This is a genomic window from Moraxella sp. ZY210820, assembly GCF_030674635.1.
Taxonomy (GTDB): domain Bacteria; phylum Pseudomonadota; class Gammaproteobacteria; order Pseudomonadales; family Moraxellaceae; genus Acinetobacter.
Window position 1 is genome coordinate 491,822 of record NZ_CP089978.1, and the last position, 23,324, is coordinate 515,145.

The following is a 23,324-nucleotide window of genomic DNA, read 5'->3' on the forward strand; positions in this document are numbered from 1 at the left end:
CATTTTATATTGTCATTTGTTTTATAAATCAGGGCGAATTTGTTTAAGAATTTTTGGTGTAACTTCACCTTGTATAGTGCAAGTTAATGAAACAGGGTTATCATTCCCATCGATATACATGGTAAGTTCTAGGCTATAAGGTGCAGGGAATTTACCCCAACCTAAATCTTTGGTATGCCATTTTTGTGATTTACGTACATCATATATGACTTGATGGGTCATATAGCGTAAATGATGATGACGATGTAAATTTAATGAGCTGAGTTTACGTGTTAGACGTTTTTCATTTGGTTCATTGGTAGTAAAGCCCCAAAAATGATAGTCTTGACGTTGTAAAGCATCAATAGGGGTTTGCTCTAAATCTTCTTCGCTAAATTCCATATCATCAAGTTCAGATTGATATTGAAAATAACCAGTCAATTCAATATTATTGATAACTAAAGGTTTATTAAAATTTACCCAGCCCTGTTCATTTGTTGCAAAATAGGCAATGTTATCTTTTTCAATAATGGGGGCATATTGACTTAATTCAGCTTTATGCTTCTTAATAAGTTTAAACATTGAACCATTACACTGTGTGAAGGTTTGCATAAAATCACGTTCAAGTGCAGGCGATACATCAGCGATTGCCATAGGACTCATACTGAGTGCGAGTAATGGTAGGATATAGTTTAATTTCATAATTTAATTCCTATGATGATTTATTTTATTTATAATCGATTTACATAAAAAAATCTAGCATTTCTGCTAGATTTTTATGATTATACCATTATTTTTTTGGTGGGCGTCCACGTGGACGGCGTATAGAACGTGGTACTTTCTCAGATGAAGTCTCATCACCAAATAGATTTGCATTCATCAACATTTGCCCTGTCAGTTGAGCAATTGCAGATTGAGCTTCTAAACTAAAACCGATTTGGGCACGTTGTTGTGCTTGTTGAAAAGTACGAACCTCTTGTTCTATAGGGGTTACTGCTGGTTCATCATTAGAAGTTAATGTTTCAGCTTCAGGATTTACATTAACTACATCATCAGCATTTACCACTTCTGTTTTAACTTCTATAGCTTCTTTAACTTCTATAGCTTCAGTTGGTGTAACTTCAATTTGCTCTTCTGCAGGTTGTTGAGTTGATACAACTTGATTTTCAGCTTCAGCTTGAACATCATCAGATGAGGTTGTAACATTTGCAGTATTCGCTTGCATTTGTTGCTGACGTTGTTGATATTCTTGCTCTTTAGCTTGTTTTGCTAATTCACGGCGTACACGTGGGTCATTCGCTAAACGAGCAGTAGGGCGTACAGGTGGTGTGATATCTAACACAGGTGCAGGCTCTTCTGTATTTGTTACAGTCATGCTTGGTACTGCAACATCACGTGTAACCGTTTTCTTTTCTGATGTATTATGAGCTTGAGTATGTTGTTGATTATATTGTTCAACAAATTTACCCAAAGCACGATTAAAAGTAGGAATTAAACCAAATTGTTCAATTAATACTTGACAATCATCACCATAAACATGACGAATCAATTGTCCTACATTGTATTGAGCTAAAGTTGGAATTTGTGTTGCAGTCAATTTCACTTCTGCAATAGTTTGAACTTCAGCTTGTGCCTGTTTACGGCGTAAACGTGGGTCATTACTTGCACGTTGTACAGGAGCTTTTAGTGCAGTTTCATCTACAGGTGCGATGACAGGCTCAACCGTAGCGACCGTTTCTGTAGTCATTGGCTCTGTGCTTGCTACTACTGTTTCTGTTGGTGTAGCGACCTTTTCATCATTATGAATTACCGTAGTTTCAACTGGAGCAGATACTTTTAATTGCTCAGGAATTAGCGTGATGATTTCACTTTGTGCTTGGTCAATATTCACCACCAAAGCTGTATTCATGATTTGATGTTGTGGTACATCAATCATTTCTACACGAATAGTAGGATTTTCGGTTGTGCTACTTTCAACAACTGGTGTAGTTGTAGTTTGTGCTATGGCTTCAGTTTCAGCATGACGCTCACGACGTGGTTTGCGGGTATGAGTTGTTTCTGCTGGTGCTGTATCATTGATTTGTTCATTAGCTACTGGCGTTGCAATAGGAGTAAGATCGTCATCAGCAGTTAAAACACTTGCATCACGTTGGCGTACAGGACGTTGTGGACGTGTTTGATTTGGCTCACGACGTGGAATCTCCTGTTCTTGACGTTTTTGCTGACGTTTTTCACGTTGTTCTTGGCGTTGCTCATGGCGAGAAATTTGGATAATTTCTTCATGAACTTGATGTTCTACTGCTTCTTTTTTGCGTGATTTTTTATTTTGGCGTGAACTTTTTTCCACTTTTTCGGTTTCTACGACAGGAGCTTTATGTGCATAAGCAGGTGTTTCACCCATTGTTGGTGTTGTAATTGCTTGTGCTTGAGCAACGGGTTCGTGATGAATATGTCCAAATTGTCCACGGCTAATTGCACCATTATTAATCATCGCTTCAATTGATGCTGCGGCATTACGAGCAGTACGGCTTTGGTCAATGGTTTTAGCTTGTTTTTGCACAAATAAATTTTCTAACCATGCACAAGGGCTTGTAGTTGTTTGTGGTGCATGATTGACTTGTGCTAGATGAGCTTCTGTTACAGATTTAGTTTGTTGAGGTGTCTGTTCAGCTTTTTTAGCTTGCTGAGTAATTACTTGTTGTAAGCCATTTTGCTCAGCTTCATTTAAATGCCATTCAGATAATTCATAACCTAATTCTTTTTCACTTGAACGTGTTGCTTCGGTACGTTCATAACTGCTTGGTGCATAGCCATCAGGATTAAATTGAATATTAAAATGTGGTGTTTCCAAATGTGGATGTGGTAAAACTGTTACACGCACATTCGATGTTTGCTCTAAATACACAAGACTATGGCGTTTTTCATTAAGTAAAAATGCGGCAATCTCTACAGGTACTTCAACCTGTACTTCACCTTGACGATGTTGTAAAGCTAATTCTTCAATTTTACGCATAATCGATAATGATAATGAGCGTAAATCACGCACCATACCTGTACCATGACAACGTGGACAAACATAGCCAGTTGCTTCTTCTAATGATGGACGTAAACGCTGACGGCTCATTTCCATCAAGCCAAAACGAGAAAGCTGTCCAAATTGGATTCTTGCACGGTCGCTTTGTGTTGCTTCACGCAATTTTGCTTCTACCATACGTTGATGACGTTCTTTACCCATATCGATAAAGTCAATCACAATTAAACCGCCCATATCACGAATACGCAATTGGCGTGCGATTTCTTCAGCAGCTTCTAAGTTGGTATTGAGAGCAGTTTCTTCAACATCACCACCACGTGTTGCTTTAGCTGAGTTAATATCGATAGAAACTAAGGCTTCGGTTTGGTCAATGACAATTGAACCACCAGATGGCAATTTAACTTCACGCTCATAAGCTGTTTGAATTTGATTTTCAACACCATAATAAGCAAATAAAGGCTCTTCTAGGGTATAAGTATGTAATTTATTTAATTGATGTGGCATAACCGTTTTGATGAAATGATAAGCTTCATCATAGGCTTGTTTGCTATCAATTAAAATTTCAGCGACATCATCACGCAAATAATCACGCAAAGCACGAGTTACAACCCCTGCTTCTTGATGGATTAGCATTGGAGATGGACCAGAGTTTGCCATTGCTTGAATTTGTTGCCATAAGGCTAATAAATGCTGTAAATCCGCTTGTAATTCGTCTAAACTACGTCCAATACCTGCAGTACGCACAATGACACTCATACCTTGTGGTAGATTTAATGCTGCAAGATTTTGTTTTAATTCTTCACGTGTTGAACCAGAAATCTGACGGCTAATACCGCCACCTTTTGGATTATTCGGCATTAAAACCAGATAACGTCCTGCCAATGAAATAAAAGTTGATAACGCAGCCCCTTTATTGCCACGCTCTTCTTTTTCCACTTGTACTAAAACTTCAGTACCGACTGGAATTAACTCATAAATACTTAAATGTTCATTGCGTGGGTCGCCATGAAAATAAGCACGGTCAATTTCTTTGATAGATAAGAAACCTTGTTTTTGTGCACCATATTCGACAAAAACTGCTTCTAAAGATGGTTCTACACGAGTAATATGTCCCTTGTAGATATTAGATTTTTTCTGTTCACGTGTACGATTTTCTAAGTCAAAATCATATAAGCGGCGACCAGTAACTAGGGCAACACGAACCTCTTCAGGGTGAGTTGCATTGATAAGCATACGTTTCATGGGTGTAATACCTGTTTTTATTACACAAATAAACAATATGAATAATTCAATACATAAAAGAGAAGTGTAGTCTTAAGATATTAACCAGCATATAAATTGCTTTAATGATGACCGAATAGCTGATATGAGGCTAATCACAGGTATCATTTATGGTTGCAATTATTCCTATAGCTCAGTGAAACTTTCTGATTTCTGAAAAGCGTTAATGGAAAATGCAAGTTTATATTTATATCACTTACACCAACTATCTTACTTATATAAAGTGATAATCCCTCTGACATCAATTTATATTAATGAGTTTGTGTTATATCATTAATATTATGGTTAAGGCATATCAAATTTTGATAATTAAGATATGGGATAGATTAAAATTATTCCATTCATCTCATAAATTTTCACTGGATTGACGAGTTGTATTAACTTTTGGGATTTATTCATAATGAATTTTCCATTTGGTACTTATTTCAACATTGTTCTGATGATGTTGGATACGGAATGTTACATCGTATCGATACCAAAATAAGTCAATCTAAACCAAACTCGTTACCGAAAATATGTAGATGATTGCTTATTTGTTGCGTCAATTATTGGATTTAGTTTGTGTGTTGAACATTTTATTTATAACATCATATTCCACATACAAAATGACTAAATCAGACATTTTCATCAGTATTGATTTTGTTAAAGCGAGTTCGCATATTAGGCTGAAACAAAAATCCCGAATTTTTGCTCACAAAATCAATCCTAGATTTGATTTACCGATATAACTTTTAAAGTTATAATACGCCATCGGTTATGGCAAATTCTGTAAGAATGCGTCATTTAATTATCATCCATCATTTATTTAGGTATGATGTTTGAGATAAGACATATTCTATGTTGCAACTATAGCAAATCTTTTATCATCTGCCTATGGCTGAGTTGTTAAAATTATATCAATCATATCCATATTATCGAATTGTTTGATGTTTTTTTATACTATTACCTATATTTTGTTTAATTATTAGGCGTGAGTTGAGTTATGCGTACTTCTAAAAAATCATCATTTTCCACAAAAAATCCACAGCCTAAATCATTCATATCACGTCAGGCTTATGATAAAACATCAGTAAAATCAAGTGTCAATTCAAGTCGTGTTGTAGCATCTAACAAATTATCCACAGTAAAGAAAAAATTATCCACAGATGAAGTAGAACAAGACTATCAAACAGTTTCATGGTTCGATGTTACAGAATATCAAGATGGACAACGTGTTGATAATTTTTTAATCAATCGCTTAAAAGGTGTGCCAAAAAGTCGTATTTATCGTTTGATTCGTGAGGGAGAAGTACGTGTTAATAAAAAACGAGTGAAAGCGGATACACGTTTGATGGCAGGCGACCAAGTACGAGTTGCTCCAATTCGTTATCAACAAAAAAATCAGCAAGATGTACCAGTCAGCGATAAAATGGCGGACGGTTTGTTGCAACGCATTGTGTATGAAGATGATGGTTTAATCGTCATCAATAAGCCATCAGGGTTGGCGGTGCATGGCGGTAGTGGGGTGCATTTTGGTTTGATTGAAATTTTACGCACCGCATTGCAAAAACCATATTTGGAACTGATTCATCGTATTGACCGAGATACCTCTGGTTTGGTGATGATTGCCAAAAAACGCAGTATTTTAAAAAAATTACAAGATTTATTGCGTGAACATAAAATCCGTAAAGATTATATTGCCTTAGTGAAAGGCGAAGTTACGCTGAATCAGCAGTTGATTGATGCACCGTTGTTGCGTTATGAATTGGCGAATGGCGAACGCCGTGTCCGTATTAGTAAAGATGGCAAGCCAAGTCAAACTGATTGGAAAGTATTACAACGTTTTCAGGGAGCGACTTTGATACAAGCATCGCCTTTGACAGGGCGGACACATCAAATTCGGGTGCATGGTTTAAGTATTGGACATCCTTTATTGGGCGATGATAAATATGGGCATCATATCACTAGTACGATTGACGCTCATCGTTTATGTTTACACGCCATTCGCTTAAATATTCCTGATTATCCATTGATTGAAACGGATATGCCTGATGATATTCAGAAAATTATTGATACATTAATAAAATAAGGTGAAATGATGGCTATAGATGGTATTAACATTATTGATAGTGATTCGGCACATGATGTTTATATCAGCATTACGGATGACTGGAAAGAAGGTAAAGCATTTGATGAAATTCTACAAGAAGCATTAGCGTTACAAACTTCTTTTTGTGATGACGATGAAATTCCAGAGGTATTTACAGAAATTTATTGGACAGCTTTGGCGTATAGCCTATGGAAAATTAGTCATTTACCTGATGATATTTATCAAAAAGTAGCAACAATCATTGAACAAGGTGCTAGTGAACAATGGGCGATTGTCTTTGATGAGAAAGCGGTAAAATTGCGTCAAAAAGCCTTAGATAAATTATTGAAAAAAATTCAAACGCCCAATACAAGACCCTTAAAACAACGCTCACCTAAAATATTAAAGCCCGCGACAACACCACCATATTTTAATATTGGTGATGTGGTGGTGATTCAATATCCTGATGATTTTCAGCAAGGTTATTATGGGGTATTTTTAGTGGTGGATATTGAACAATCTGCACGCAAAAAAGAATATCATTTTGCAGTTACACGTTATTTTGAGCGTGAAGTGCCTAGTTTAACTGATGTTTTGATGAGTGATATTTTATTTCGTGGACAATTAGGCTTTGCTAGTAGCTGTTGGATTGCACATAAAGAGTTAAAAACACTATTGCCATATTTTACAAAAATTGCCAATGTGGAATTAATTACGCATCGTATGGGGGTTTTTTCTCCTGCTAATCATTTGGAAGATTTTTATCAATATGTCGATAAAAATGATCCGTCCTATGGTGGTAAAACTAAACAAGTGGTAGATGTGATTAAAAGTATTGTTGAAGAATTTTAATAAAGTTGATTTTTAATAGTGAAAGTGGGGTGCATAATATGTACCTACTCGCCATTTTTAAAATCTATCCACATAATCATCTGCATTACCGCATTGATAAATAATAGTCTGTTTAATTTATAAACCAAAACTATAATTTTTAAATCAGTTTAATTGTATTTTAATTTTTATATAGTGCTCGTTGTCAATGCTTAATTGTAGTAAAATTACTCTTAATTTGCATAAAAAGCCATTGCTAAACCTTATAAACCACATTACACTAATGGTTAATTCATCGAATATGAAATGATAGGAGCAATCAGATGAGTGAAGGTCAATTTGATTCAGTATCGGTTCTTAAAAAATCAAATGTGTATTTTGGCGGTTTGTGTGTAAGTCATACAGTACAATTCGCTGATGGTACACGTAAAACCTTAGGTGTATTATTACCAAATCCAACGGGTGAGGCATTAAAATTTAATACACAAGTTGCTGAGCGTATGGAAATTGTATCTGGGGAATGTTGGGTAAGTATTGCTGATGCTGAAAAAGAATTATTTACAGCAGGGCAATCATTTTATGTATCAGGCGATAGTTATTTTACAGTTGAATTAAAAGATGTTGTTGATTATGTTTGCCATTATGAAGGCTGATATGATCGATTAATTATCAATATCTAAATAAAGGCATATCATCACAATATGCCTTTTGTATTTAAGATGAGCTTTTGACTTGTTCATCATCATTATCAGTTTCAGGCGGTTGTTCAATGGTTTCATGAATCCATTCACGCCAAATTGCTAATAAAATTGCTAAAATCACAGGTCCGATAAATAAACCAATTAAACCAAAACTTGCAATACCACCTAACACACCAAACATAATGATCAGAAATGGAATTTGTGTTGCCCCAGAAATGACTAAAGGACGAATGACGTTATCAGCAGTACTTACCACACAAACACCCCAAGCCATAACACCAATTGCTTCAACAATCTGCCCTTGTGAAACGAGCCACAATGCGACACCTGTATAAGAAACAGGAGGACCAAAAGGAATTAACGCCAAAATAAAGGTCATTATGGTTAAAAGCATTGGATTTGGTACACCAGCAACAGCATAACTTACACCAGCTAATAAAGCTTGTGCAAGAGCAGTTAAACCAATACCATAAACAACTGCACGTGTGGTTTCAGAAATTGTATTTAAATAATGATGGATACGTTCGCCAATGACCATTTCAATGGCACGGCTGATTTGTTTTAAAATCATTGGACCATCACGATAAAAGAAAAATAGTGAAAATAATGCAAAGAATAATTTAATCAAATTTTTACTAATTTCATTGATTACTAAACGCCCATAACCGAGATGATTTTGTACCCAATGACCAATATTTTTATTTAAATCTTCAGGGTTAAGATTGAGGTCTTGTACCATTTTAACAATTTCAGGACCAATAAATGGTAAATTTTGAATCATTGGTGGTACTTTTAAATCGCCTAAGAATAGTTTATGTTGTAAATCGGCATATAGTAAACGACCTTCGTGTTGTAAAATCACAATAGAGGTAATCAGTGGAATACCAATCACTAAAATAATTAATCCTAACATTATGACTGCACTTAATGTAGGGCGATGTTTGCCTGTAACTTTATTTTGTAACCAAACATAAATTGGCCATGTCATATAGGCAATAATTGCAGCCCATACCACAGGAACAATAAAATATTTAAGGATATGAAATCCTAAAAATAGCAAGATAATCAATAAACTGATTAATAACAAACGTTGTGTTGTAAGATAGTGCCTTTTCACATCATTGCTCTTTATCAATACAATATTTCTATTTTAACGCAAAATATGTATGATGACGATGTGTGAAATGTAAAAATATCATGTAAAATAGTTTATATTGTGCATAGTATGAAGGTAAATTGTGGATATAACAATTGTATTTATAGTGGCAATAACCGCTTTTGTTTTTGGTATTATTTGCTGTTATTTATTATTGAGTAATAGTCGCAATGGTAAAATTAAAGCCGAATATGAACAAAAAATAGCCCAATTAAAGTTAGAACATCAACAAGCCATACAGTTGGCACAAAAGCGTAGTGTCAATACTAGTCGTTCGGTGTTAAAGGGACGTATGGCAGAGCAATTTGCACCGATATTACCAGAATTTGATTATCTACCTAGTGATGCTAAATTTTTAGGCGACCCGATTGATTATGTAATTTTTGATGGCTATAGTGAGTTTAGAGAAGGTTTATTATCGGCTGATGATATTTCTATTGTTTTGATGGATATTAAAAGTGGGCAAGCACGCTTACATAAGGGACAAAATGCCATTGCTCGTGCGATTGCACAGGGTAGGGTGCGTTTTGAAACATTACATATCGATTTTGATGATGACGATGATTGGTATAATGATGTTAATGAGCGTTAATTAAACAACTAAAGGCGAACCATATTCGCCTTTAGCTATTCATCAGTTTAAGATGAAATTAATTTAACAATGTTTTATCAGAAACACGGTTTTCTTCAAACTCTTGTACTGTAGTCATCATATAACGTTGGAAAATATGTACATCGATTTCTTCAAAATCACGCAATAATTGTACAAATTGGTCTAAAATCAAACCTTTGTTATAGCTAATGTGTTGATCTACACGTAATAAGATAAGATGGTCTTCATCATCTTCATATGGTAAAATATAGCTACTGACATTAATCATAGAAGCATTTGCTTCATTCACTGCAACCAATAATTTATCAAACAATTCAGCATGATAATCTGCAACACGGTCAGTACAAGTAATACGCACTAATTTTTGATCGGCATTTAATGATACCACTGCTGTGTATTTATAAATTTTGATGGTAAAACGGTCTTCTTCAACATCGCTAATTTCAAAAAAAGCATTGCGTAATTTTTCAACTAAAAAATTAACATTAATTTCACTTTCTTCAACAAACATTTTCTATTTCCTATGTTGTGGATGATAAGTTGATTGTAATCATTATTATTTAAAAAAACAAGTTTTATCTTGTAGATAATTGTGATATATTTCCAGTTAAATAAAAATAAATTACAATATTCATATATTTTTACAAACGATGATAAAAAATATCCCTAAGCAATTTGTCTTAGGGATATTTTTTTATCGTAATTTAAACTTATAGTTTAGATACTAATTCAGGTACAACTTCGTTTAAATCACCCACTAACCAGTAATCGGCTACTGCATTGATTGGTGCTTCTTCATCTTTGTTAATCGCAACAATCACTTTAGAATCTTTCATACCTGCTAAGTGCTGAATCGCACCAGAAATACCTACAGCAACATATAAATCAGGTGCAACGATTTTACCTGTTTGACCGACTTGCATATCATTTGGTACAAAACCAGCATCAACGGCGGCACGAGATGCACCTTGAGCAGCACCTAATTTATCTGCTAATGGGTCAAGGATTTTGTGATAATTTTCACCAGAGCCAACACCACGACCACCAGAAACTACCACACGAGCAGAGGCTAACTCAGGACGTTCTGATTTCACAATTTCTTCATTTACAAATTTAGAAATACCTGCATCTTTCACTTCGCTTACGGCTTCAACTGTTGCAGAACCGCCTTGTGCAGAAACTGCATCAAATGCAGTTGTACGTACAGTTGCAACAATAATATTTTCAGCAGATTGTACAGTTGCAATCGCATTACCTGCATAAATTGGACGTTTGAAAGTATTTGCATTTTCAACAGCGATAATATCTGTAATCATGCTCACATCAAGCAATGCAGATACACGTGGTAAAATATTTTTACCTGTAGTTGTTGCAGGAGCAAGTACATATTTATATTGACCTGCTAAACTTGCCACTAAATCAGCAACATTTTCTGCTAATTGGTTGGCATAAACAGTGTTATCAGCCAATAACACTTTGCTTACGCCTGTCACTTGTTGTGCTTGGTCAGCAACTGCTTGAGCATTTTGACCTGCAACTAATATTGTAATATCACCACCAATTTTTTGAGCAGCAGTTACAACATTTAAAGTTGCAGAATTTAAATTTTTATTATCGTGTTCAGCAATAATTAAAATACTCACAATCATACTCCTTAAATCACTTTAGCGACATTTTTTAATTTGTCGATTAATTCATCAACTGAATTGACACGTACGCCTGCTTGACGTTCAGCAGGTGCTTCAACTTTAATGGTTTTTAACTTTGTTGAAACGCTTACGCCATAATCAGCAGGTGTTTTTACATCTAATGGCTTTTTACGTGCTTTCATGATGTTTGGTAATGCCGCAAAACGTGGTTCATTTAAACGTAAATCAGTAGTTACAATTGCAGGTAAGTTAAGTTCAACAGTTTGTAAACCACCATCAATTTCACGTGTAACAACAGCTTTACCATTTTCAACTTTCACTTCAGAGGCAAAAGTCCCTTGTGGTGCTTTTAATAATGCACCTAACATTTGACCTACTTGGTTAGAGTCGTCATCAATGGCTTGTTTACCTAATAAAATAAGTTCAGGTTTTTCTTGTTCAGCAACACCTTTTAAAATTTTTGCAACTTCTAAAGCACCTAATTCATCGGTATTTGCTTCTACTAAAATCGCACGGTCTGCACCTAAAGCCATAGCAGAACGAAGTTGTTCTTCTGCTTTTTTCTCACCAATTGTTACTACTACGATTTCTGAAACAACGCCTTTTTCTTTTAAACGAACTGCTTCTTCAACTGCAATTTCACAGAAAGGGTTAATTGACATTTTAACATTTGCTAAATCCACACCAGAATTATCTGGTTTTACACGAATTTTAACGTTGGCATCAACCACACGTTTTACTGCAACTAGAGCCTTCATGTTTATCCTCATTATGATAAAAATGTAAAAAAATTCCTAATCAAATAAAAAATCACTTATTTGATTAAGCAAAGTGTACAACAGCTAATAATGCAAGTCTTTGACAATTCGGTCAAGTAGAAAATGCCAAAAATGTAATAAAATTGATTAATTGATTAAAAAAAGAACAATACAAATAAATTAGAATTTAAAATCTAAAATATTGATAATGGTAAATAAATTATATTTTAATATAGTGATGAATGAATATATTGAGATATGGTGGGCGCTGACGGGATCGAACCGCCGACATTCTGCTTGTAAGGCAGACGCTCTACCAACTGAGCTAAGCGCCCTAAAAAGGGATAGACATTATTGTCTAGTAGATGGCGCAGCGGACGGGGCTCGAACCCGCGACCCCCGGCGTGACAGGCCGGTATTCTAACCAACTGAACTACCGCTGCAGGGTATATAAAAATATGGTGGGCGCTGACGGGATCGAACCGCCGACATTCTGCTTGTAAGGCAGACGCTCTACCAACTGAGCTAAGCGCCCTTTAAAAACTATTGAAAATGGCGCAGCGGACGGGGCTCGAACCCGCGACCCCCGGCGTGACAGGCCGGTATTCTAACCAACTGAACTACCGCTGCACATTATACAATAATTTGTAAGGGGAATGATAATACAGGATTAAGAGATTAAATGGCGCAGCGGACGGGGCTCGAACCCGCGACCCCCGGCGTGACAGGCCGGTATTCTAACCAACTGAACTACCGCTGCACATCGAAAATCTTAATGATTGGTGGGCGCTGACGGGATCGAACCGCCGACATTCTGCTTGTAAGGCAGACGCTCTACCAACTGAGCTAAGCGCCCTGTATTCATCCTTTGTGTGTTGCATTATAGAGAAAAATATTTTTATGTCAAATTATTTTTGCTAAAAAACTTAAAAAAATGTTTAAGTGATTAAAAATAAAGCGAAATCATGCGATTTAGTCTATTTAAGTAGCAATGTTTGCTCGGATAAATATACTAAAGCACCAATGGGAATTAAATTAAATAACTCAATAACATCAATATTTCTCATACGAATGCAACCGTGTGATAAAGGCTCGCCCATTGGCTCACTATCAGGTGTACCATGAATATAAATATAACGTTGATAAGTATCGCAACCATTGCCACAATTAAAACCGTGTTCAAGTCCTTGTAGCCATAAAATTCGGCTTAAAATCCAATCACGATTTGGATATTGTTTCGCTAATTCATGGCTATAAATTTCACCAGTCGCTTGACGTGCCACAAATACACTATTGATTGGCATATTTTCGCCAAATTTTTCAGCAATTTTATGCCAACCACGTGGTGTTTTTCCGCTATTTTCCTGTTCGCCAATGCCATTTTTCCCACTAGAAATCTGATATTTTTTATTATGCTGTGGTAAATACAGTAATTGTTGAGCTAAATCGATAATCACATCAGCATTTTTAAGTGTGTAGGGTAAGTTTGATATGGGAAAATTCATCATCGTGGGTCAAATTTAAGATTGATTTAAGATTGTTTAGGGTTATGTGATGTATCTGATGTGGTTTCTGGAATGTGTTCAGGGCGTAACCATAACCAAATTGCGACAATGAACATTGTACCATTACTTAAACATTTAACCCAAATTGGGGCAGGAGTAAGTATCATCACGATACCGCTAATGAACATCATACCAATGGCGATATATTTAATTTTTCGTGTTACAACACCATGCTCTCGCCATTGACGTAAAGTTGCACCATATTTGGGATGGTTGAGTAATTTTTCATAATATTCAGGCCAACCCTTTGAAGCTGCCCATGTTGCCAAAATAAGAAATACAGTCGTTGGTAAGCCCGGAACAATTGTTCCGATATAGGCTAGACCAATAAAAAGTAAGACGAGTGCTTTCCAAAATAGGGCAGTCATGAGTATAAAAATAAGAAATAAGAGTATGTTGTTATAGTATAGCTGTTTTTATATTCATTTTCACTATGATTTTTGAGTAAATGATAATTATTTTTAGCAAAATTGGCTTTGTAAAAACACAATAAACCCTGTAAAAAACATCAATGGAATTTGACGATAAAAACTCATCATTTTTTGTTCATGTTGTTCAAATTGTTCATCATCATTTTTTGCTGTATGGTTAAGTGCAATGCTAAATGCGACCAATGCCCATGAAATAAATACAGTTAAAGCAAAAAAACGAATCACCACTTGTTCACTATCAGTTGAGTAAAACCACAAATGATGGAACAAATAACTTGCAGGTAATAGACTTAAAGTACCAAGTATTGATTTAAAAGTCTGTAAGTGCAAACGGTTAATAGGGTCAAGTTGGATATACATTTAAATACTCTGGATTTATATTGATAGGCTTATTATGCCATTATATTTTTGAATTGAAAGCCTATTTTAGGGCTTATTTTTAATAAAATGTAATAGATATTTTTGATAATTATTATTGATATCTTATTTTTATAAAAATATGATTAATTTCAATTAGTTATATTGTTGTTTTAATGCAATATATTCTCATTTTTATATGGTAAGTAGTTGCTTTCATGATGGATTATTCCAATAATATAGATAGATTTTATGTTAAATGAAATTGTATCTTATTTATCATAAAAAACTAGAGAAATTGGCGGAAAAATCATATAATAGTTTAGATTTTATTTTAATTGAGAAAGCTGATGAGTGATTTAGCAAATTGTCCAAAATGTGCGTGTGATTATGCTTATCATGATGGTGCGATGTGGATTTGCCCAGAATGTAGCTATGAGTGGCACGAGCAAACTGAGATTGTAACAGATGATACAGTCATCATTAAAGACGCACATGGACAAATTTTAGCTGATGGAGATAGTGTTACTGTCATTAAAGATTTAAAAATTAAAGGCTCTTCATCAGTTGTAAAAGTGGGAACAAAAGTTAAAAATATCCGTTTATTGGCTGATACTAGTGATGGGCATGATATTGATTGCAAAATTGATGGTATTGGGGCGATTAAGCTCAAATCAGAGTTTGTAAAAAAGGCTTAATATTAAGCAATTTAGGAGAGATAAAATGTCTGAATTTTTGAAGTTTACTCAACAACAAATACAACAAGATTTAACTTTAGCATTACAGGCATTTACCATTCCCGAGCCTTTACAATCTGCACTACATCATGCGGTAATGTTAGGTGGTAAACGAGTTCGTCCTGCTTTGTGTTATGCGACTGCATATTTACAAGGTGAAGTATTATCGCCTGAGGTACGTCGTGCTGCAGTAGCGGTGGAGTTAATTCATTGTTATTCATTGGTACATGATGATTTACCGTGTATGGATAATGATTTATTGAGACGTGGTCAGCCGACTTGTCATGTGGTTTATGGCGAGGGGACTGCATTATTAGTAGGGGATATTTTACAATCGATGGCGATGGAAGTGTTATCTAGCCGATTATTTGAACAAGGACAAGTAGAATGTGAACCGAATATTATATTACGTCAAATGCAGATTTTAGCCACAGCAAGCTCTAAAATGGTGTGTGGGCAAATGCTTGATTTACAAGCAGAAGGTCAGCGGATTGAACAAGAGCAATTAGAACAAATTCATGTGAATAAAACAGGTGCGTTGATTGTCGCTAGTGTGATGATGAGTGCGGTTACACTATTTAAAGGCAGTGATGAAAAAATTGCGTTATTACGTCAATTTGCACAAAAGTTAGGCTTGGCATTTCAAGTACAAGATGATATTTTAGATATTACAGCGACAACACAAGATTTAGGAAAAACTGCAGGGAAAGATGTGCAAGTGGAAAAATCGACTTATCCAGCGTTGATGGGTTTGGAAAATGCACAACGTTATGCACAACAGTTACATGATGAAGCGTGGCAAATTTTGGGGCAATTTGAACAAGCAGATGCGTTAAAACAATTGACGGAGTTTTTGTTGAAAAGGACGTATTGATGGAGATGGCATTGATATAATAGTTTATGTGAATGATAATATATTGACCATATATCAGTTTAATAGGATATTTAAAATGGCTCGTGGTACACTATTTGAAGATGATAGACCTTTAACACTTGGAGAGAAAATTTTTTATTGTTTATTTGTATTGCTCTTATTATTTTTATTTTATATGTTAGTTTTTGGGTTTGAAGAAAGTGCCAATAAAAAAGCCAAAAATCCTGATAATTTTGTTCAAGGCTGTATGTATTATTCAGGCTCTAGAAAAGATAAGCATGATTTTGAATTTGTATATTTTACTATTGATGGTTATAGCACAGAAGGTGTAAAAATGTATACAAGGTATTTTTTTGAAAATCTTAGAAATTCGAAAATCAAAATAGGTGATTTTGAAGCTAATCTGAAAAAAGGCGGTGATGAAACTTGTCATTTAGTACGTTATATTGACCTAGACTATGTTGTGTTTAGAAGAATATATATTTATCAATATCTTGGTAAAAAGGTTTAGACCTTTTAAAGTAAACTTTCTAAGAGTAGTATGACAAATGGTAATAAAGTATTTAAAATCTCAGTTTGTTTTTTAATTATTTTTTTAACTTAATTTGTAGAATAACACTGTTTTTTATGGATTTAGTGATTTAGAATAAAAAAATTATGGTGAAAAGTATATCTATAATGGGAGCTGAAAAAGTCAATCGTGGCAAAGGTTTGTTCTCTACCATGATTCGTACTTATTCTGATGTGCAAGGCAAATTGCGTTATGGTGTGGGAATGATAAATAAAATCAATACTTTTTGAAATTAAAAACTATTTTCAAAAACTATTGATTTTTTCTGATTTTAATATAAACTAAAGAAATGAACAAAATTAAACTATCACTTATCTTAGCTTTTTTATCTTTATCATTGCTGGCTTGCAATGACAAGCCGAAACCTACGCCGACAGAAGAGGTTTATAATTTTCGTGATGAAAAATATCAGGATTTTTATTCCGTATTTATGCGTAAAGTACAACAAATGGATAAGGATAGTATCAATCCTAATGATGGTTTTGAAATGTCGTTTGATTATCAAAAGATAAAACAAGTTTTAGATATTGAACACCCTAATCAAAACATTTTATTTAAGTTAAATATTAATAGAGTTAACCCAAATGATAGGCATGTAGGTATGCCAGCTAAATATCAAGATAAAGAAGATATTTTAACACATAGGCAACAACAACAAATTAATTTTAAATATCAGGAATGTTCATTGGAAAAACAAATAGATGGATTATATTGCCTTGATACAAAACAGTTAAGCTACTACTATTTACCCAATGAATCAAAATACAAGATTAAAAATATCAATCAAAGCATTGATGCAGATTGTAGTTTGAATTGTTGGGTTTTAAATTATCCAACCTATCCTTATAACGTAAGGATTAGTATTCACTTTTCCAATCCACAGGATTTTCTCTATATCATTAATTATGTAGAAAAATATTTTTTTAAAATGACAGGAGAACACATATGGCAACGTTCACTCAATCAGAAGTAAGTCGCATTAAAGCGATGTATGAAAATATTACCAATCGTATGAATGACTCAGGTACGATTGCACTTAATCCTAATGATAAGCCAATTGCGGAAGGCTATGCATTAATGGCAAATTTGCTTAAAAATCGCTTAGAGTCTGATAAGACTTTAACCGCAGATGAACGAGAAAGTATGACTTATGTCATGACTTGGTTTCTGGGAGCAGAAAAAGTCAATCGTGGAGAAGGTTCGTTTTCTACTATGATTCGTACTTATTCTGATGTGCAAGGCAAATTGCGTTATGGTGTGGGAGTGATAAATAAAATCAATACTTTTTGAAATTAAAAACTATTTTCAAAAACTATTGATTTTTTCTGATTTTAATATAAACTAAAGAAATGAACAAAATTAAACTATCACTTATCTTAGCTTTTTTATCTTTGTCATTACTAGCTTGTAATGATAAGCCGAAACCTACGCCGACAGAAGAGGTTTATAATTTTCGTAATGAAAAATATCAGGATTTTTATTCTAAACTTGCAAGAGAAGTTGAAAGAAAAAAATTAAATGTTATTATGAGTAATGATGGTTTTGAAAAACCTTTTGATAAAAAATATATTAATGATGTTTTGGGCTTAGATGTGAAAGATGATATTCTTTTTAAATTAGTTGTCAGCAGAACAAATCCAAAAGAACACTATGTTTCTCCAATTAATTTTTTGTCAGAGAAAGAAGAAGTATTGAATTTTTATTATAAAGACAAACAATATCAAGAATGTCCAAAAGATTATCAAGTAGATGGATTGCTTTGTATTGATTATTTGCATTATTTTTATATCCCAAAATACAGTAATAATAAAGCAAATAATATCTACCAAACCTTGGATTTTCAATGTTCAGAATTTCAATCAGGTAGTTGTCGTTTATTTTACTATGGTAGTCATCAATACAATATAAAAATTTTCATCAGCTTTTCTGACCCCCAAGACTTTTTTCGCATAATTTCTTATGTGGAAGAGTATATTTACCAAGCCACTGGAGAACATATATGGCAAACTTCACTCAGCAAGAAGTAGAAATTATTTCTACAAATATCAGTTTGTTTTTTAATTATTTTTTAACTTAATTTGTAGAATAACACTTGTTTTTATGGATTTACCGCTTTAGAATAAAATAACTTTAGTTTTTAGGAGATGAGTTGTGTCTAATCAAGAATGGTTATATCAGTATGATAGTGAGCATTACTATTAATTTAAATCACTTTATTTGAAAATTTAACGTTTTATAAAAGAAATACCTATGTCTAAACATTCTGATACGATAAAAGATTGGCTTATTTCTAATCGTTTGTATGAAGACAATCTATTTTATTATGCCTTGATTATTTGTTTTTGGTTCTTTTGGGGATTTGCTTTTCTTGGTTTTGAAATTGATGGATATAGCCAAACACAAAATCTTTTTTTCAATTTTATTTGGTATTTATTTATCTGTACCATGATGGCACTGTGTCCTTTTTGGTTTAAGCTATTTTTTGGGAAAACGCATACTGCCAAACGAGAGCAAGAACTCAATGATAGTTTGAGTAAATTAAATCATAATGACCGCCAAGTTATTATGGATTATTTGACACAAACAGGACAACTTGCCATGAGACCTTTACAACGATGGGCATTGGTGTTTTTAGGGTCATACTTTTTATTTGAAGTGTTTTTTATTTCAGCGTGGGTGAAAGAGATGACGCTTGTATGGCAACCTGATTGGGTGTTAGCAATCACACATTGGGTGAAAGAGAACATCAATTTACCGCCATTGAATGTGGATAGGAAATTGTTTTTGCTTAATATTCATTCGTCATCAAGTACGTTATTAAGAGAATTATATGAAACAGAAATGCAATTTTTGAATTCAGAATTTGGAATAACGACATCATTTTTTCATTTTATAAAAGCATTAAACTTTGCCCCTATCTTAATTGCAGTCTATTTGTTGCTATCAAATATTATAGGTTGGGCTGGCATTAATAGGTTTAATACAGACCATCAAGAAATTTCATTTTTTAGTAGTCTTAAAAAATTTCTGTGGTTATCATTTCTTATGTTTTTCCTATTTATTATGGTTCTGGGCGGATTTGGAAAAATATTTATGGATATTGAGACAACAGCAGAAATTTTAATAAATATAACTGCTTGGGTGGACAATTTTTTCTTAAATATTGGATATGCATTCTTTATTATCGCACTATCTGTTACTGTCTCTTGGTTTAAAACTGGTGTATTATTGGCAATATCAATAACTGATTTCATCAAACAATTTTTTCAATCAACCTAACGAGGTATTTTTATGAGTAATTTAACTGGTCTTAGTAGACAATGTTTACTTTGAAGAATCAAGAAAAATTCTTGAAAAACATTCATTTGGTTCTGTAACTGATGCAGAGAAAAATTATTATGAAAAAGTTTGGGAAGCAGCTTCCAGCAATCTTATGAAACTAACCGCCCAAGTTGTCTTTGAAACTTCTTTAAAATATTTTAATGACAATAAACTGATAGAAAAAACCAAACATAAGTATCCTGATATTGTTCAAATTGAAATGCTTGCTATTCAAGTTCATAATATGAAAGTGAATTTGGAGACACTACAATCATCTCAGTTTTCAAGACATCCAGAATTTAATAAAATAAAAATAAATCTTAAAGAACAAATTGCAGATTTACAAACTGCTGTACAACTTCTTGCTGATGACAAAGGTATTAATATTAATGTTAAACATGATGATTTAACGACTACGCTTGATAAATTGGTAGGTCAAGGTTATGGCAAGCTTTTTAATGAGAGTATGGATAAACTGTTTAAATATAATGATTATATTAAACTGGTGTACAATACTTTTGATGAAAAATTGTCAAGTGACACAAGCAAACAGGTAGATTATGTGAAAGATGTACTTAATCTGAGTTCAAAACTCTCAGGAGGTGCATTTGTTGATGGGTCAGCAGGACTGCTCTATGGGGCAAAACAGGGGGCTATTAGTCTTAGTAGTATAATACAATCTGAAGGATTAAAACACCTTGAAAGCCTTGCTCAAAAAATACCTACTATTTCTGCTAAAGGTGTGGTGGGGATATTATCTCGTGGTGTAATCACTGGGATTTTAACGGATCTTAGTTATAAGGGTGGGTATGCTTTTGGTGAATTGGTATTTAAAGAAGGTTTTAAGGCAGTATTAGGTAAAGAACTCTATGAAATGGAGAATTTTATCACAGTTATGGATAGCATTTATTCCTTTATATTCCAAGATTTAACAGGAGATAAACTCAATGCTGTCATCGTATTTAATACCCTACTACTTGGCAACTTTATCAATGCACAAGGGCAATCTGTCATCACGGAAGACACCACCATCTTGCTTGGCTCTGATGATTATAAGGAAATGGATTTCAACAAGGCATTAAAAAATTACAAAGCCATTTATAAACTCATTTCAGGCAAAGATGATGCCGATAATATTAGCAACGAATTTTCTATGCTTGCCCATATGGAAAAATCTTATGAATTATTTAAGACTTTAAAAGGTCAAAAGCTGATTATCGCTCAAAATAGTGATGATATTAAAGCATTTAGTAAGATTGCTTTAGAAGATTCTGCTAGTTCCTTTGCTTACCGTTATGCGATAGTCAATCTGAATCTATTTGTTCTAGAAGGCATTGATTATAGTAAGCATAATAAAAACGGTGAGTTGGAGCTATATGATACTGAGAAACATCCTGATGGTTTAACGGAAATCTATCTTAGCAAACGAGCTGAAATGCTGTCCATTATTTTGGATAAAGCTAATGGTAAATTCCAAACGAGCCAGTATAGTTACCAAGATTTGGAGAAGGATATTGTGATCAATGAAACTAGCCTAGATACACGTTATGGTAATGTTGATGTTTACAATGAAAATACTCAGATCATCTTCGGTGGAGAAGATAGTGATACAATTACAGCTGAAGATATAGGTGATAAGCATAATTTTCTCTTTGGCGGCAAAGGCGATGATAGAATTTCAGCAGGAGAAGGTAGAGATTACCTAGAAGGGAATTCGGGCAATGATGTATTAGAAGGCGGGGATGGTGATGATACACTTTGGGGAGGTACAGGGAACGACCGCTTGTATGGTGATAGTATCACTCCAGATGGAATATTAGGCTTTGGAGAAAGTCAGGGTAATGATGTATTAGTAGGAGGGCAAGGTAACGACACTTTTTATGGAGGTAAAGGTTCAGATAAACTGATCGACCTAGAAGGTGTGGATATGTACAATGCCAAGCTAAAAGAGACGACATCCTATTACCATCCACTTTTTAAAATGAAAGGAGAAGATGATATTTATGACAAAGACGGACGAGGCTTAATCTTTTGGTATCTTGCTGAAACCAAAACAGATTGTGGTGAATTTGTGGATTACTATACTCGTGTTAAACATGGTAAAGGTTCTACAGTAAAGAGTAATTGGTTTATTGTGCAAGGTGAAACAGGTAAAACTTATCACTTTATGCATTCTTATCTAGAACATCAATCATTTAATTTTATCAGAAAAGACTTGAAACAGGGGCAAAAGTTGTGTTTTGAATATTTTGACCCTTGGATGGAGCATATATTTGGTAAAACTTATTTAAAATCGGCTAAATTAGTTGGAGAGTAACTATGCCATTATATACCAATGGTACTATTGCTGTTGCAAGAAATTTAGATGGATAAAATAATACTTTAGTATAATAACTATTGTAAAATAATAAATAATATTGAATAATGCATAAAATTGAAATTAGGTTGAGATAAATGTGGCAGTGGTTTAAACGGCAAGAAATAGATAGACAGCTTGGATTTATCATTATCTTTGGCGGTGCTATCTATATTATATATATGTGGAGCATTCTTCCAATCCGTTGGCATCTTGCTGAAACCAAAACAGATTGTGGTGTTTTTGAGCGTTATTATACTCACGTTGAGTATGGTAAAGGCTCTACAATAAAGAGTGACTGGTTAGTTGTACAAGGTCAAACAGGTAAAACCTATCACTTTATATATTCTTATCCAGAACATCAATCATTTGATTTTATCAGAAAAGATTTAAAACAGGGTCAGAAGTTATGTTTTGAATATTTTGACCCTTGGATGGAGCATATTTTTGGTAAAACTTTTTTAAAATCGGCTAAATTAGTTGGAGAGTAACTATGCCATTATATACCAATGGTACTATTGCTGTTGCAAGAAATTTAGATGGATAAAATAATACTTTAGCATAATAACTATTGTAAAATAATAAACAATATTGAATAATACATAAAATTGAAATCAGGTTGAGACAAATGTGGCAATGGTTTAAAAGGCAAGAGATAGAGAGGCAAATTGTGTTGATGGGTATTTTGGGACTTACTATATATATGGTATATATATGGAGTATTCTTCCAATTCGTTGGCATCTTGCTGAAACCAAAACAGATTGTGGTGAATTTGTGGATTACTATACTCGTGTTAAACATGGTAAAGGTTCTACAGTAAAGAGTAATTGGTTTATTGTGCAAGGTGAAACAGGTAAAACTTATCACTTTATGCATTCTTATCCAGAACATCAATCATTTGATTTTATCAGAAAAGATTTAAAGCAGGGTCAAAAGTTATGTTTTGAATATTTTGACCCTTGGCTTGAGCATATTTTTGGTAAAACTTTTTTAAAATCGGCTAAATTAGTTGGAGAATAGTTATGTCTGTATATGCAAATG

Annotated in this window: 24 protein-coding genes and 6 tRNA genes; 15 read left to right on the forward strand and 15 right to left on the reverse strand. The window is 33.9% G+C overall.

The features are described 5' to 3' along the window. Window positions 1-21 precede the first annotated feature (21 nt). Window positions 22-681, reverse strand: coding sequence for a hypothetical protein (locus tag LU301_RS02440; protein ID WP_305272194.1), 660 nt, complete (start codon window positions 679-681; stop codon window positions 22-24). An 88-nt stretch (window positions 682-769) separates the two neighbouring features. Beyond that, window positions 770-4,255, reverse strand: coding sequence for an Rne/Rng family ribonuclease (locus LU301_RS02445; protein ID WP_305272196.1), 3,486 nt, complete (start codon window positions 4,253-4,255; stop codon window positions 770-772). A 1,021-nt stretch (window positions 4,256-5,276) separates the two neighbouring features. Here LU301_RS02445 and LU301_RS02450 point away from each other — a divergent pair. From LU301_RS02450 to ppnP, 3 genes are all read left to right on the forward strand, one after another. Further along, window positions 5,277-6,362, forward strand: a complete 1,086-nt coding sequence (locus LU301_RS02450) for an RluA family pseudouridine synthase (protein WP_305272198.1) — start codon at window positions 5,277-5,279, stop codon at window positions 6,360-6,362. Window positions 6,363-6,371: 9 nt separating this feature from the next. After that, complete coding sequence (locus LU301_RS02455; RefSeq protein WP_305272200.1) at window positions 6,372-7,214, forward strand: hypothetical protein; 843 nt, start codon at window positions 6,372-6,374, stop codon at window positions 7,212-7,214. Between the two features lie 302 nt (window positions 7,215-7,516). Further along, the gene (gene ppnP, locus LU301_RS02460; RefSeq protein WP_305272202.1) at window positions 7,517-7,846 is read left to right on the forward strand and encodes a pyrimidine/purine nucleoside phosphorylase; all 330 of its coding nucleotides are present in this window, start codon (window positions 7,517-7,519) and stop codon (window positions 7,844-7,846) included. A 61-nt stretch (window positions 7,847-7,907) separates the two neighbouring features. On the opposite strand, the gene LU301_RS02465 is transcribed toward ppnP, so the two are convergent. Beyond that, the gene (locus LU301_RS02465; protein ID WP_305272205.1) at window positions 7,908-9,011 is read right to left on the reverse strand and encodes an AI-2E family transporter; all 1,104 of its coding nucleotides are present in this window, start codon (window positions 9,009-9,011) and stop codon (window positions 7,908-7,910) included. A gap of 133 nt (window positions 9,012-9,144) precedes the next feature. Between LU301_RS02465 and LU301_RS02470 the strand changes: the two genes are divergently transcribed. Further along, window positions 9,145-9,642 carry a Holliday junction resolvase-like protein gene (locus tag LU301_RS02470; RefSeq protein ID WP_305273923.1) on the forward strand — a complete coding sequence of 166 codons (498 nt, stop codon included), beginning with the start codon at window positions 9,145-9,147 and terminating at the stop codon, window positions 9,640-9,642. Window positions 9,643-9,700: 58 nt separating this feature from the next. Here the strand turns inward: LU301_RS02470 and LU301_RS02475 are convergent, their stop codons facing one another. From LU301_RS02475 to LU301_RS02530, 12 genes are all read right to left on the reverse strand, one after another. After that, complete coding sequence (locus tag LU301_RS02475; protein ID WP_305272207.1) at window positions 9,701-10,174, reverse strand: hypothetical protein; 474 nt, start codon at window positions 10,172-10,174, stop codon at window positions 9,701-9,703. A 199-nt stretch (window positions 10,175-10,373) separates the two neighbouring features. Next, window positions 10,374-11,306: an electron transfer flavoprotein subunit alpha/FixB family protein gene (locus LU301_RS02480; protein ID WP_305272210.1), complete on the reverse strand. Its 933-nt coding sequence runs from the start codon at window positions 11,304-11,306 to the stop codon at window positions 10,374-10,376. A gap of 11 nt (window positions 11,307-11,317) precedes the next feature. Beyond that, a complete protein-coding gene (locus LU301_RS02485; protein WP_305272213.1) occupies window positions 11,318-12,070 on the reverse strand; it encodes an electron transfer flavoprotein subunit beta/FixA family protein in 753 nt (250 codons plus the stop codon). 259 nt (window positions 12,071-12,329) lie between these two features. Beyond that, window positions 12,330-12,405 (reverse strand) — tRNA-Val (locus LU301_RS02490). A 31-nt stretch (window positions 12,406-12,436) separates the two neighbouring features. After that, window positions 12,437-12,513, reverse strand: a tRNA-Asp gene (locus tag LU301_RS02495). 16 nt (window positions 12,514-12,529) lie between these two features. Further along, window positions 12,530-12,605: transfer RNA gene (locus tag LU301_RS02500), tRNA-Val, on the reverse strand. A gap of 18 nt (window positions 12,606-12,623) precedes the next feature. Continuing rightward, window positions 12,624-12,700: transfer RNA gene (locus tag LU301_RS02505), tRNA-Asp, on the reverse strand. Window positions 12,701-12,753: 53 nt separating this feature from the next. Further along, a tRNA-Asp gene (locus tag LU301_RS02510) sits at window positions 12,754-12,830 on the reverse strand. Between the two features lie 20 nt (window positions 12,831-12,850). Continuing rightward, window positions 12,851-12,926 (reverse strand) — tRNA-Val (locus LU301_RS02515). Window positions 12,927-13,047: 121 nt separating this feature from the next. Continuing rightward, window positions 13,048-13,575, reverse strand: coding sequence for a cell wall-recycling L,D-carboxypeptidase ElsL (elsL, locus tag LU301_RS02520; protein WP_305273925.1), 528 nt, complete (start codon window positions 13,573-13,575; stop codon window positions 13,048-13,050). Window positions 13,576-13,601: 26 nt separating this feature from the next. Continuing rightward, on the reverse strand, window positions 13,602-14,003 hold the full coding sequence (locus LU301_RS02525) for a YbaN family protein (RefSeq protein ID WP_305272215.1): 402 nt from the start codon (window positions 14,001-14,003) through the stop codon (window positions 13,602-13,604). 93 nt (window positions 14,004-14,096) lie between these two features. Continuing rightward, on the reverse strand, window positions 14,097-14,426 hold the full coding sequence (locus tag LU301_RS02530; RefSeq protein WP_305272216.1) for a hypothetical protein: 330 nt from the start codon (window positions 14,424-14,426) through the stop codon (window positions 14,097-14,099). A gap of 347 nt (window positions 14,427-14,773) precedes the next feature. Here LU301_RS02530 and LU301_RS02535 point away from each other — a divergent pair, with 347 nt between their 5' ends. The 11 genes from LU301_RS02535 to LU301_RS02585 all read left to right on the forward strand — a co-directional run bounded on the left by LU301_RS02535 (window position 14,774) and on the right by LU301_RS02585 (window position 23,303). After that, on the forward strand, window positions 14,774-15,121 hold the full coding sequence (locus LU301_RS02535) for a zinc ribbon domain-containing protein YjdM (RefSeq protein WP_305272219.1): 348 nt from the start codon (window positions 14,774-14,776) through the stop codon (window positions 15,119-15,121). Window positions 15,122-15,146: 25 nt separating this feature from the next. Next, window positions 15,147-16,034, forward strand: a complete 888-nt coding sequence (locus LU301_RS02540; RefSeq protein ID WP_305272221.1) for a polyprenyl synthetase family protein — start codon at window positions 15,147-15,149, stop codon at window positions 16,032-16,034. A 76-nt stretch (window positions 16,035-16,110) separates the two neighbouring features. Next, entirely contained in the window at window positions 16,111-16,545 is a 435-nt protein-coding gene (locus tag LU301_RS02545; protein WP_305272223.1) for a hypothetical protein, read from the forward strand. A 167-nt stretch (window positions 16,546-16,712) separates the two neighbouring features. Then, window positions 16,713-16,835: a hypothetical protein gene (locus tag LU301_RS02550; RefSeq protein ID WP_305272225.1), complete on the forward strand. Its 123-nt coding sequence runs from the start codon at window positions 16,713-16,715 to the stop codon at window positions 16,833-16,835. A gap of 59 nt (window positions 16,836-16,894) precedes the next feature. Then, window positions 16,895-17,578: a hypothetical protein gene (locus LU301_RS02555; RefSeq protein WP_305272227.1), complete on the forward strand. Its 684-nt coding sequence runs from the start codon at window positions 16,895-16,897 to the stop codon at window positions 17,576-17,578. Continuing rightward, window positions 17,551-17,895, forward strand: a complete 345-nt coding sequence (locus tag LU301_RS02560) for a hypothetical protein (protein ID WP_305272229.1) — start codon at window positions 17,551-17,553, stop codon at window positions 17,893-17,895. The genes LU301_RS02555 and LU301_RS02560 overlap by 28 nt, the downstream gene beginning before the upstream one ends. Before the next feature lie 59 nt (window positions 17,896-17,954). Beyond that, window positions 17,955-18,632, forward strand: coding sequence for a hypothetical protein (locus tag LU301_RS02565; RefSeq protein WP_305272231.1), 678 nt, complete (start codon window positions 17,955-17,957; stop codon window positions 18,630-18,632). A gap of 223 nt (window positions 18,633-18,855) precedes the next feature. Continuing rightward, a complete protein-coding gene (locus LU301_RS02570; RefSeq protein ID WP_305272233.1) occupies window positions 18,856-19,884 on the forward strand; it encodes a hypothetical protein in 1,029 nt (342 codons plus the stop codon). A 154-nt stretch (window positions 19,885-20,038) separates the two neighbouring features. Next, window positions 20,039-22,243, forward strand: coding sequence for a calcium-binding protein (locus tag LU301_RS02575; RefSeq protein ID WP_305272235.1), 2,205 nt, complete (start codon window positions 20,039-20,041; stop codon window positions 22,241-22,243). 137 nt (window positions 22,244-22,380) lie between these two features. After that, window positions 22,381-22,773 carry a hypothetical protein gene (locus LU301_RS02580; RefSeq protein WP_305272236.1) on the forward strand — a complete coding sequence of 131 codons (393 nt, stop codon included), beginning with the start codon at window positions 22,381-22,383 and terminating at the stop codon, window positions 22,771-22,773. Window positions 22,774-22,910: 137 nt separating this feature from the next. After that, window positions 22,911-23,303 carry a hypothetical protein gene (locus tag LU301_RS02585; protein ID WP_305272238.1) on the forward strand — a complete coding sequence of 131 codons (393 nt, stop codon included), beginning with the start codon at window positions 22,911-22,913 and terminating at the stop codon, window positions 23,301-23,303. Window positions 23,304-23,324 lie beyond the last annotated feature (21 nt).